Consider the following 14,196-nt stretch of genomic DNA (forward strand, 5'->3'; position numbering starts at 1 on the left):
TCAGTAATCAGAGTGAAACACCCAATCGTCAACCTCATCATCCGCGTAGCCACCCGGATTTTCGTGGATATCATCGATAATCCAGAGTCCCCCATTGGTGTCAACATAGGCAAACAACTCACCGTCTTCATCCAACATTTCATAGGCCGAATTCGTTGGTGCATCTGGATGATTGCTGAATGACGTTTGCAGGAGGAATTCACCGGTGTCTGCATCATAGACATAGGATCCTTTGCTCTGATTCTTCTTAGAATTATTGTGAATGTCGAAAACAATTTCGCTGTTCTCAATGGCATTCACAAAATCATCAATTGTCGGTCGCTCCGCCGTAGTTATGGTATCTTCGCCAAGTGGGTCAGGATCTGTCTCCGTCGCTGGCAAAGTTTGCGCACCTATCACCCCTACTCCACCATAGTCGCCAGTTGGTGACTTCGCATCGTTGTGTCCACCTGTTGCTGAAGAGACCCGCACATCGCGCTTCGCCGGACCATTCCCAGGCTGCGGATCCGCCGGACCACCGTGTTGGTCACCCCAATCATCATCCTGTTGTGTAACGATGCCCATTTCGCCTTCTGGCTCGCCATGGCGAAGGGGATCAGTCCCGCTGTCAGCGGCACGCGTCGGGTCAGCACCATCGCTGCGTCCAAGATCGTACCAGAACTCAATTGCCGACGGTGCCATCAATCTGTTGACGGTAGGGGCACCAAATGGCTTGAACGGAACGATGAAGCTATTGAATTCACCGGTCCAGTCATGCAGGCGATCCCCGCCAGTATTGGCGATCAAAACATCGCGACCTGCACCACCAAGGACATAGTCCTCGTAGGAGATATCTGTGTCGGTCCCATCATTTGTGCCACCCAGTGTTTCTAGGTTGTCATCCGCATTGTGCCAGTCGTCTCCATACCCACCATACATTCTGTCGCGACCTGTACCGCCGACCAAGGCATCATTGCCAAAGCCACCAAAGATGGCGTCATCACCATCGGTCGCAAAGCCGTTGGTCGAACGCGCGTCAACTGGGCCTTCTGTGTGATCAAAGTTCAGAAAGAAAGTACCATTTGTGGTGGTAACCTTCGCACGAGGATTGTCCTCATCATAATGTGCAAATTCCTGCGTAACGGCATCATAGCCAAGCAAACCGCCCGGATTGAACGGCGTGTCATAGCTGATGACAATTCCATTCATACTCTCTGGAGTTTCAGACAGTGGCAGTGCCTCTGCTCCGGAAATGGCGTCATCTCCGGATGCACCGTGCAACGAGTCATCGCCCCAACCACCGAAGATCACGTCATCCGCCATTGTCGGCGCGAAATGCTTATCGCTCTGAGCCGGATCAAGATAGAACGGAGTGATATTGACAGATTTTGTCAGCTGTTGGTCAACATCAATGATGTAGCGAAGATTGAACGAGTTAGGCGCTGTGACCAAAACGTCGACAGCGTCTAGAGCGGAAACACCATGCAGCTCTTCGCCATAATCCGTCGAATTCCGGCTGGTCATGATACGGCCGTCGTCGCCGATGACGCCATCGTTTCCAGTGCCGCCGGAGATCCAGTCGTGCCCCCAACCGCCGATGATGTCATCGTTTTGAGCATCGCCAAACAATGCATCGCTGCCGGTCATACCATAGATTGAGTCATCTCCAGCTTCGCCGTGGATTTCATCGGCCCCACCAATGTCACCGGCAGCAGAGACCGCGTCAAAGTCTTCACCGCCTTCGGTGTAGTCCTGAAGCACGACAGCCCGTGCAATAATCCGTTGGCCGCCGTAGCTATCATAGTTGAAGCCAAGGTAGTCGCCCGAGCTGGACCCGTTGGTACCAACCAGACGTAAAATGTCACCATTGTCACCGATGATCACATCGGCATCTCTCGCATGGCCATCTACACCTTCGTCACCGAGATCATTCCTGCCAGCCGCAAGACCTGATCCGCCAAAGATCAGGTCTTCGCCATCTGGTCTCTGGCTGCTATCGCCCTGAAGCCCCATAAACAAAGTGGAAGACCCACCTATAATGTCATCTTGACCAAGGTTGCCAAAGATCACATCGTCACCACCGTTGCCTTCAATGTAATCGTCACCATCACCATCTGGCTCGGCAAAATCATCGACAGACGCCCAGAGTTGCAACAAACGATCAACGCCACGCAGAGCATTTACCGCAGACGCATCTGTGTCCAAGGCATCATTGTCCGCAAGTCCATCCCCATCCAGATCAATGCTGCCATCGCCCTGAATAGTGTCGTCTCCCATCTGGCCGAACAATATATCATCGTCGGCACCGCCGGCCACATAATCTGCTCCATATTCATCAGGGTTGGCGCCGGCATAATGGTCGAAGATTTCAATATCACGTTGCACAATGCCATCAACGTTGTCCTGTGCAGTCGTATCAATCAGGGCCTGGCCATCATCGACACCCGCGGTTGTTCCATAGATGACTGAGCCACTCAACGCGCGCATCCGCGCATCGGCGTCGACACCGGAACGATAAATTCGCCCGTTGTCTGCAACGACCACATCGTTTCCTGCACCGGCGTCAATCGCATCACCACCATCAAATGCCGCAGAACCATTTTGATCTTGTTCGACATTATGACCGCCGATGATGTCGTCATCTCCATCATTGCCAAAGATAACGTCAGCACCAAATTGACCCAGGACCATGTCATCACCCGCACCGGCAACGATATAGTCACCAGCACCGCCATCAATGTCGCTAGTCCAGATTGAGGTATAGTCAAACGGACGGGTGCCCGTGACCAACGGCATCGCTGTCTCATCAATATCACCCGAGATGTTAGCGTGATCGCCCAGGATCAGGTCGTTATCTGCTCCTGCATTGATAATGTCAGCGCCAGTACCCCCGATAATAATGTCATTTCCGTCTGACGTTGAAATCAGATCATCGCCACCTTCATTCACATCCGTGGACCTGATCTGACGGGCGAGATCGGTCGAATTGTCAGCTCCGTTTACCCAAGCGATAAAGCCATGATCACCCATGACAATATCAGCACCATCGGGCCCAGCCAGCAATCCAGCATCGCCAGTGTTGATCTCGTCACCGCCGGCACCACCAAGAACAATATCTTCACCCAAGCCAGTTGTGATCACGTCACCAGAGCCAAGAGACGGATCCATAGTCGAAATGTCCAACAACTCGGTCGGAAGCGCACCCAGGTTCGCAGCACCGCTTCCGGTCGCGATCATTGCGTTGTCACCAAAGACGACATTGTCGCCCTGACCTGCATCAATCAGGTCAGCACCAAAGCCACCAACGACGATATCATGTCCTCCCGCGGCGTTGATTTCGTCATCGCCGCCCACCGCGGTGGAATGGCTTTGAACAAGGGTCATATGCTCAACCTGTTCATTCACAGTCGCCCAAGTGGCAAATCCATGATCGCCAAGGAGAACATTGTCACCGCCTGCGGCTTCGATTGTGTCATCGCCGAGTCCGGCCAGAACAATATCGTTGCCCAATCCGGTCATGACCCGGTCACTTGCACCAAAGATCGGTTGAGTGGTTTCCACGCGGTTTACCAGCCCGGTTGTTGCAAGCCGCATTGTGCCTGCAACCTGAACTATCTCACCCAGATCGGACAGGATGATGTCATTTCCATCACCACCATCAATGGTATCAGCCCCAGGAAGGCGCGTGTCCGCACTATCGAGTGAAGGGGTCGCGTTCGGGACATCGACGACCGCAAGTTCGCGGGCGTACAAATCTACAATAAACCCGTTGTCACCATAAATGTGATCAGCGCCGCCGTGGCCAAAGATACTGTCATCTCCACCGCCACCGGCAATATGATCACCGGCCTGGCTTCCGTGAATAGTATCATTGCCGATACCACCATAGATCGTCAGACCGACACCCACCGTTCCGTCAAAGGTCAAAGCCGAAGCATCAATAAAGTCAGCATGATTTTCAGGCGCATCCAAGCCGTCAAATACCAATCCGCCACCGGTTGGTGCCGCGCCAAGATAGTTATAGCGCGATCCATCGGTCACAGTGTCGCCGTAGATCACCAAGAGTGACTCAGGTCCTGCTCCGCCAGTGACAGTGATCGTATCCGAGCCGCCGCCGCCATGAATGGCCGTGACAGGAAGATCCACAGTGTTGTCAGAGAATCTGTTGGTATCCAGCACGGTAAAGTTATCATCGCCTTCACCTAGAAGAACGTCGACAATTTCCACGGTTCGCATCGTGATACCATCGGCATAGGTCACCAGGATTTCACCAGTGTTGACGTCGCCTTCGTCAAACACGACGGTTCCCGTCCCCATACCCAGACCATTCACCAAAAGGGCTTCTTCACCGCCAGGCAAAGTGGTTGTAGTCATGAACCCAGCTGCGCCGGTAACGTCTGTGTCATTAAAGATATTCACGCGATCGTTCTGCTCGCTTTCGTCAATATCCAGATCAAGCTCGAGCGGACCGGGGTCACTTTCAGTTGGCAGCATAACAGCCGTTCTCAGGCTGCGTTCGGTGGTTGGGCCACCGTCGATGATCAAGGGACCAAACACTTTCGACGTGGTGTGCTCTTCTGCGGCGAACACTTTGGTCACATAGCTATTTTCATCCGCGACAAATGTGTCATCCGCCTCAAGAACAACTGTGACGTCCTGCCACCAGTTGGTTGTATCAAACGTAATCTGGGCGGCTTCAACTGTAAGATCAGCGGTACCTGCGTTCTCGTTGGATACAGTAACCCCACCTGCCAGGAACAATGTCAGGCCGTCTTCCGAAACGCCACCGATCAAAACAGCCCCATCGTTGTCGGCTGTACCTGAAATATCCAGCGTCTGCCCCGAGCCAAACCCGTCTGCCGCCCAATCACCGCTGGTTCGCGTGATATAGTCAGCGCCCTCCGAGACGTGCACGAACTCAACCGCCAATGTCTCAGCAGCAAGCGTGGCCATTGTCACCCGTCCGCCCGCGACAATACGGCTTTGTCCATCGTCAAATATGTTCACGGTGACCGCGTCTGTCGGCGCATGCGTCAGGCGGATCAGATAGTCATCCGTTTCACCGGCGTTATCGATGATGATGGTATCGCCATCCGTTTCACGTACCAGAACTCCAGCAGTATCGCCGTCAATGACGGCAACCGTGGCCTCTGCATCGGCCGCATTGCTATAAACAGTTCCGTCTGTGGTAACCGCATGCGTCACGATCACACGTTCTTCGTTTTCAACTCCATCGTTGGCAACAGCCGTAACTGTCACAGTTTGCGCAACAGACCAGTTGCTGGCGTCAAATGTCAAAATGCTGGAGCTGTAAGACAGATCAGAAGAATTACTATCATCCGTCAACGTGATCGTCACCGTTTCACCGTCTTCCGGTGCTCTCGTCAGAACGACGTCCCAAGTATCAGTGATCTGGGTTATTGCAGACCCCTCAAGCACTTGCGTCTCGGTGCCGCTTTCTGAAATTTCAACACCAGCCAGATCATCGTCACGGACTTCCACGACGATGTTCTGAACCTGCGCTCCGTCAAATGCTACACCATCCGCCGTAACGACATCTTCTGCCGCCATGACCGAATGACTGATGACAACGTTGCGCGTACCCTCAGCGGCAGCGTCATCCTGAGCCCGAATAGTAACTGTCTGCGCGATATTCCAGTTGCTCGCGTTGAACTCAAGCACCAGCGCATCCGTGAAGTCGCCGCCTGCCGAAATCAAGACGGATTCCGCCTCCTGGCCCAGAACAGATGCGGTTGTCAGGCTGCCTTCGGTTGTTGCAAAGGTCTCGACTACAACAATCTCCGTAGCAGAAACCGACACGATTTCGTAAACGCCATCATTGTCGCCTACATCATTGAGTTCAAGCGACTGATAAAGATCAAAGCCTTCATCGATCCAGCTACCGGAATCACGGGTCAAAACCGTTCCGCCAGCAGTAAAGCTGATGCCTGTGCCTGCTGTCATCCGAGGCACGGTCAGTGCCTTGTCAGCAGTTGAAGCGCGGGTAGCCGAAACAGTTACGTAGACAGTTCCAATCACAGGAGCCGCGGCCAGTGCCACGGTGTAGATATCCTCTGTTCCTCCACCCAGCTCAGACACGACGGACTTGCCGGGAGTGCTGTCACCAACACCTTCTTGGCTAATGACAACTGCGCCCTTCTTGGCATCAGCAATGGTCGTGCCCAAACCAGCAACAAAGGTTTCGTCATAAGCATCATCATCACTCTCAACCTGATGATTCACCAGACCAGAGCGACCTTCGATATCGGAAGAGATGATTTGTTCGGTCACGTCGCCGGTAACATTGAACGTATCAGAGCCAAGTCCACCGATCACGTTAGTTACCGCACCTGCAGCGGTTGAAAGAATGAAGAAGGTATCGTCCCCTTCAAGGCCATCAACTTCAACGGCCTCTTCAGTGTTCGAAATCCTGACGTTCAATCCGGCGCCAAAAATGCCGTCTTCCGAAACCACAAAGTTGTCATCGCCTTCGGTGCCCAACACGATAACGGTATCAAATCCGGCGCCACCGTCGATATCAACAGGTGAGTTGATGTTGTACTGAATATTGTCGTCGCCGTCACCGCCAAGAATTTCGGTTTCTTCCTGACTCGTGCTTTCACCATTATCCAAAAGGAAGGCCCGCACAATAAAGTCATCATTTCCGTCTTCACCCTCAAGCTTCACCTGAGCCCGGTTAGAATAGACAGTAAAGCGGTCATTGCCTTCGCCGCCAAAGGCAACTGTTGCAAAGCTAATTCCACCTGACAAATAGCCACGCGTCGTGAGTACAGTGTCGATGCCATCGCCGACTGCGATGCCGCTATTGCCCTCAATCGGTTCGATGCCAAACAGCTGGCCAAACTGGAAATCATCGTCACCAGAACCGCCGTCAAACGTCATAATCGAGCTGTTGTCGTCTGCAACGAAGTTGTCATTTCCATCCATACCAAGAGCCGTTACACGGCCATTGATATTGCGGTCATAATTGATCCGCTCAACGGTATCAGGACGGCTCACGAGATCACCGCGGATTTCGTCCGTTGTTCCGTGAAGAACTGCCAGGAAATTGCGGCGACTGAGGAAGAAGTCTTCGTCAGCTGTTCCGACCACAACCATTGTATCTGCGCCCTGCCCCGGAAGCCCTGTGTCGAACACATCAATGATGTAATCGACCGATACCCCGGCAATTGACCCGTGAGACTGGATCGTCACATCGTCGGACCCGGCTCCGCCATCAATCAGCAGACTGTCAGTCGACCGATCTTGAGTCAGAAGACGGACCACTTCAACCTGATCGTCACCATCATCACCATAGATACTGGCAATTCCTGTAAAGGCATGCATGTCCTTAAACAGAACACTATCGTCGCCGTCGTTCCCATGCACCGTGATCGTCGTTCCCGCCGTTACGCCGCCTGTCACGACGAGTTGATCATTACCCGTTCCCAGCAATAATTCGACTGACTCTCCGGCAACCAGATCACCGGTTACTGTCACAAAGTCACGCACCGTTCCGGAATCGATGGTCAGCGCCGTACCCGCTTCCAAAGTGCCACCAATGACCAACTGGTCTTCGTCCGCTCCCAAATTTACCGAAGCAGCACCGCCGGCGATTGCAACGCCAGAAATACCAACAGCATCATCGCCATCACCGGTAGAAAGAGTAAGCGCAGCAACTGCAGACAGAATTCCAGATATCGTAACGGAATCCGCCTGCGCACCTGTGTTGATAGATGCGTTATTGCCTGCATTTACTTGATTGGACACGGTCAGTGTATCCGCGCCACCGCCAGTATTGATCGCAACGTTCGCACCGGAGAGGATAGTGCCATCAACGACCACAATATCCGCGTCTTCGCCGGTATTCAGAGTAAAGTTGCCACCTGCATCAACAACACCAGACAAGGTAACAGTGTCGTCGTCACCATGCGTGGTCATGGTGATGCTTTGCGATGCATCAACCGTGCCCAGAACTGTGATTTGACCACCTGCAACATCACTGTTGATTTCTAGATCGCCCAGATCGGCGCGATCAAAGTCCGCGCGGAATTCAATATTCCCATCCAGGGCATGAACGCCTGCCAATCCGGCCAAGGTTGCCGCTTCGACAACGATGTGATCACCGGCATCAAACAGTATGTCACCGGTTGTGGCCTGAACCAGAACATCAGCCAGAACTGTGATCGTGTCGTAATCGCCAAACCCGGCAGCTTTTGTCTCATCGGCGAACAGCTCAATGCCGGTGCCACTGATAATGTTGCTGGATACTGTGATTGGGCTGGAAGCGACCGTTTGCACGGATCCACCCGCGAATTGTCCGTCACCCACGCCCCCATCAAGCACGTCTACATTCAACGCACCTTCGTTGGTCACATAGGTCGATCCGGTCGTCGAGATGGATTGAATCATCCCAACTTCAGTGAACAACGGATTAAGTGCGGTCCCGATGTCGGTCTGCGCCGTCAGGAACGTACGACCACTTGAGACGTTGGAAGCCCCACCCGGCGCGCCATTAAAGATGCCGCCAACAGTTGCCGTCAAATAGGCAGTTGCAAGCGCATCAGTCGATGTCACCCCTACCGAAGCAAGATACATGTCGCCGGATTGCTCGATCAGATAAGTGTTTTCTTCACTCAAAGTGGTGACAACACCCGAAGAGCCGCTGCGACGACTATCGATGTCCAACTCATTGCCAAACGCCCCGATAAAGCCAAGACGCGCCACTACTTTCACATCACCTGCCGCCAGCACGTCAGCTTCCAGCTGCGCAGTGCCGACTGCCTCCTCACCACTTGTGGTTGGGTTGGTCGGATCGCTCAGATCGACTGCATCCAGAATGCTCAACGCGGCTTCAAGATGTACATCTCCGGTTTCCGACAGAACGTTGCGCACGTTCATATCGCCAAACTGTTCAAAGATCACAATATCGCCATGCGCCGTGGCTGTCAGCAAACCAAGTTCCGTCGAGGGTGCATCCCCGCGAGCTTCGATTTCAAGGGCGTTTGTATTTGTCCCGATACTGCCATTTTCAGCCAGAAGCGTGATACTATCACCTTCGATATTTACGAACTCATTCCCTTGGAAATCCAGGATCGAGCCATAGGCAACAAGATCAACATCTTCATTTTGCGAGTAAATCGTGGCGACATTCATGTCACCCGTTCTCTCGGTAATGTAGATCCCAAGGCCGCCACGCGCAGTCAGCGACGAACCGTCGGTCTGATCGATGTAAATCCGGTTGGCCGCGCCACTCGCACCAACGCCACCCGCTCCTGCTTCCAGCAACAGGTTGTCGCTGGTGACATTTGTCGCGCCTGAGCCAATATGGTTGGTGATATTGCCCTGCGCGCGAATGCGCAGGTTGCCATCGACATTGACATTGGTCAGCGCCAATGGACCTTCGGACCCAATAAAGCTTTCGTCACCCGCTGTTGTTTCAAACGAACCAGTCGCAAGGACATCAAGGTCTTCGCGCAGCTGAATCTGCAGAGCATAAAGCTCGACAAACTGATCCACCGTAATCTCGATATCCGTCTTGTCAGCAAGACCAGGTGAACCGCTTAGGACAATCTCATTCGCCGTTACCGACAGGATTGTGAACAGCGTATCGCCATCGTTGGCGATGTCATCGTCGCCAGCCAGAATGACTTTCATGCCAACTGTAAAGCCAGAGAAGTCGTCACCATCCGAGCGCGTAATTGTATTGCCCCCGGAAATGGACACTTCGCTCTCAGCGGTTTCACCGCGCGGATCAAGCGCGATTGATGACAGATGAACAGTTTGCGACACTTCGTTGGCTTGCAACTCGACCCGTGAGTTGTCGATAAAGATCGTGTTCCCAACCACATTGGACACCGTATAGAACGGGCCCTCTTCTGTCGCATTTACGGAATTACCTTCAACTTGTATGACCTGCCCGATCAGATCGGCACTCCAAGTGCCAGCGCTTCTGATAATTGTGCCATTAGCAACGTTGAAGTCGACCGTTGCCTCATAGCGCGGAGATGTCAGGTAGAATACGTCGTCACGTTCCGCAGCGCCGAGCAACAATCGCTGATCGTCCGTTAGGTTCACGTCTCCGGCCAAGATTATAAGTTCCTGACCGCCCGTGCGACCGATGGCACCGAACACGTCCAACTTGACATTTGCACCCTCAATATTTGTATCTTCGATCACAACATCCGTGTCGGTCACCGGCTTCAACAAACCTGCACCAATGGCGTTGATCAACTCGTCTTCAGTCCAGATTTTGATCGAGTCTTCAATCGCGGTCTCTTCATCCGCCGTGAGGCTGACTGAATAGGTGTCATCAAAGGTATCAACATCACCGTCCTCACCGGGATCGCTGCCATAGACAGCGTCGAGGTTGCGATATTGCTCGGTCCGGCTTGTGCGCAGCGTCAGGATTGCATCGGCCACGTACTGTGCCAGCAAAGCTGATCCCAGAGTATAGCCTTCTTCGTCAATGCCTTGCTGGGAATAGAACGCTTCGTAATAGGCCAATTCTTCGGCGGTAAAGGCAATCAACTGTGCCCCATCAAACTTCGCATCACCACTGCGGAACGTCAGATGCCAGGTATCAAGATCGGCCTGAATGGCCGCCTCGTCGCTGGGCAAAATACCCGCAACAAGCCCTGCACGAAGGTCCGTTTCTCTGGCCTCCAACTGGGTCGTTCGGACATTCCAATACGACACGTACTCGCCGGTTTTGGCGCTGATCAGAGTGTCTTTGGCTTGTTGTACTTTGCCGGTCGCGTTGCCCGTGTAAACACCGTCGGTGTAATCGGTGAGACTCATATCGCCCCAGAGACCCGCCTGCAGGTCTTCAATCGCCCGGTCGTCTTTGACCTCATTCACATTGCCATCGACAAGATCGCCAGCCACAACCTGAACGGTCACATCTCCAGCCGCCAAAACTTCAAAGAGACGCAGGTCTCCTGTGGCTTCGGACACATGAACACCACCAGCTTCTGCGTAGGCCTTGAGGATATCACGGTCCGTGTCACCAGAGTCGATCGACAAGAGCGAACTCGACGAACCGATGCTTCCGCTACCAGCTGTCAAGGTAATCGCACCGCCCGTCACACCATGCGATCCGGACGCGCGTGATATGCCATCATCCGCATCCAGAACGACGTCGCGACGCCCGCCGGCTGTGATCTCCCCGACAACCATATTGCCAAGAGTTTCAGTGAGATAGATTGCGCCCGCTGCGGCCTCAGTATCAAGACGCTGACCGGTCACACCGTCAGCATTCGATAAATCAACGCGCACCGGATTGATTGCAATCCCGATTCCTGCATCCGCGGACAAGTCAATGCGACGCCCGCCAATTTCGCCGCTCACACCGGCAAGAGACGTCCGGATCGTGCCAGATGTTTCAATCGTGGTCGTACCCAGATCATTTGAAAGAATGCCATCAACCACAACATTCGAGTTTTGGGCATCGACAAAGATCGACCCCTCTGAATGACCGAGGAATTCGATATCAATCGACCGATCCGCTTCGATGGTATGAGTATCGTAGGTCGAGCTTTCGGTGATGGTTGTGTACTGGAACCAAGTATAGTTGGTGCCGTACCATGTTGACCAAGTGTCATATCCTGTTCTCTGACGCCCCGAGTCATAGCCGACCACTTCAACTTCGGAATTCTTATACGCATCACCGTCCAAGGACGTATCCAGATAGAAATAGTTCGAGTCCGGTAGCAATTCACCGGGAAAGTCGGTTGAATCAACGTAATCGGGCTGGCGCCGGTCCGGTACGAAGGCGTCAATGCCTAGCCAATCTCCTTCGGTCCATTCTTCGATCAGCTCTGTCCGGTTGGCTTGCGCAATCGTCCAGCCATAGCGATATCCAGCTTGTGGATTATAAACATCATGGCTGCCGTCCATTGCGGTGCTGACGCCGTTCACGATCTCATTACGAGATCCGAGAACGGTATTCACACCGTCAACGCTGCGGTTTACCGTAACACCATCTTCTCCGACGGTATAAATCGTTGCCTTAAGAACAGTGCTGCCGTTCGGCTGAATAATCTGATCTTTGAGGATCAACTCGCCGTCACCACGTGTTGTCGCATCCAGGTCCTGCAGCACGATTTCTGGCTGCGTTCCGTCGGCAAAACCCATTTCGTTGACGATATCAATGTCGGGATAGCCTCCGTTTACGATGATCTTACCATTGCGAGTGTTGGCGACCTTACCTGTGATATCCACATACCCACCAGACACAACAAGGTCGGTTACAATAACTTTTCCGTTGCCATTGTTGCCGGTTGGATCGTAATAGATCTGGAAGTCATTGTTGTTTGTATTCAACAAGGTAACCGTACTGGTTCCGCTGTCCCGCAGCGCTTCAATCTGAGACTTCACACTCGAATCGAGTGTAACGCTATAGGTATCTTCCCCACTTTTGATCGTGCCGTTGATATTAATAACCGACGTATCGATAAATATCTTGCGCGCTTCCAGTGAGACACCAGAAGGCTCGACATCGAGAAACGCATCAATTGCAACCTGATCAATCCTCTCGGCGTCCAGCGTGCCCGCCACTAGATCATTGTTGATGTCACCGGTCAGAACCGACGTCTTCCATTTGGAATAGGGATCCCCGGCATTGTGATAGATGATTTCTTCGTCACCGCCGCCTATGGATACGGTGCCGCCTGAAAGGATAACCAGAGATTTTCCGTTCACTTCGGCGTTAATGACAATGTCGCCAATCGAAGAACCATACTGAGAATTGTTATCGATAAGAATATCACCGCGCAGGTTCAGAACATCACCTTCGATGATGATATCAGGCCACACCCCGGTGCCAGTGCCATTCAGGCCCGCACCGACAACATCAAAGTCGTTCTCAATCAGAATTGTTGGATCACCACCAGACGCCGTGGTGGAAGCTGCAGTGAGATTGAGTGTTGACGTTATAAGTCCAACCGAAGGGACGCCGACAATATCAGGGTGATTGTTGTCTTTGTTGACGGAAACAAGGTTTTCAGCTGTGATCGCCCCGTTGTAATCCCCTATCAGCGATACATCGGTGCCGTTGAAAATCAGGCCACCGTTCACATCCGGAATTTCTGCACCTTCAATAATCAGGAAGGCGTGTGTTTCATTGATGATGCTAATGCGTGAATCCCGCGGAACATCAAATGTGCCCGAACCCGAGAGTTGATCCGTCAGAACCATCACACGGCCAGCTTGCGCCACGACCGGATCAATAGTGATCGTCTCGACCGTTGGCAGCAAAGGCACCAAAGTGTAGCCCGTGTAGTCAGTGAGTCCCGCAGGCGCCACAGCTCCGGTGGTGTTGTTGATATATTGGGCTTCGCCACTGGCCAGAAGCTCGACCAGCAGCTCATCGATCTGATTTTGATAGAAGGCAACCAGATCAGGGTTCACATATTCCCCGACATGCCCCGCATCGGTTCGCGTGACCGAATAGCGCTGAAGGTTCTCGCGGGCTTCTTCCAACTGGCGATAATTCGAAGATTCAACCTGCTCTTGCCCTGCCGTAAAGGTGATGTCGCCAGTACCCGACGTCTCGATGAAAGCTCCGGTGTTTGGATCATTGTCACCAAAGTCATCGTATCCAATAACGATTTCTTTGACCCGCTTGGCGCCAGTCCGCACTGTACCATCGACGATGACCTGTGCCTGCGCGTCCGCCAATCCCTGACCATCGCCAATTTCAGTGTTGTTCCCACCCAGCGCGCTGTCGATTGCGTCGCCTACAGCAGACACCCAGTTGGTTGCCTTGGCGACACCGTCGACGGTTGCCAAACCGATTTCATCAGCATTCAACGTGATGTTTCCATAACTCTCGGCAAGAGCTCCGGAATGAACATTAATAATGTTATCAACAATATATACTGCACGGGTTTCCAGATCATCGATCGGAATAAGCGATCCGGCAAAGTTATCAACACGCGCCACCAAAGAATTCTCTGGCAGGCGGCGATCCTTGTCGGTGCCTGTGCTGATGAACATATCCCCTTCCGAGAACACTGTGCCAAAGACATGCACCTGATTGTCAGCAAATACATCGATAAACGCCCGGCCCAAAGCCACTGTCCCAGCGCCATAAGTCTCGCTCGACGAAGACAGATAAATGTCGTTTTCGCCTTGGGCTTCGATTTCCAAAGCCCCGGCAGCATGCACCATTGCACCTGTGCCAACTGTAACTTCAGCCACCAATTCATCGGCAAC

At 52.9% G+C, this 14,196-nt stretch carries 1 protein-coding gene (cut by a window edge); it reads right to left on the bottom strand.

All coding sequences use genetic code 11. From position 1 onward, the window contains the following. A protein-coding gene (locus tag ABJI08_RS06590) for an LEPR-XLL domain-containing protein (RefSeq protein ID WP_348401033.1) crosses the window boundary here: on the bottom strand, positions 1–14,196 show its 3' portion. Its footprint extends 15,816 nt past the window's final position; the window shows 14,196 of its 30,012 coding nt (coding positions 15,817–30,012); the start codon falls outside the window, past its right edge — the gene reads right to left on this strand; its stop codon occupies positions 1–3.

It is taken from the genome of Shimia sp., from assembly GCF_039969785.1.
In the GTDB taxonomy this organism is placed as follows: Bacteria; Pseudomonadota; Alphaproteobacteria; order Rhodobacterales; family Rhodobacteraceae; genus Shimia.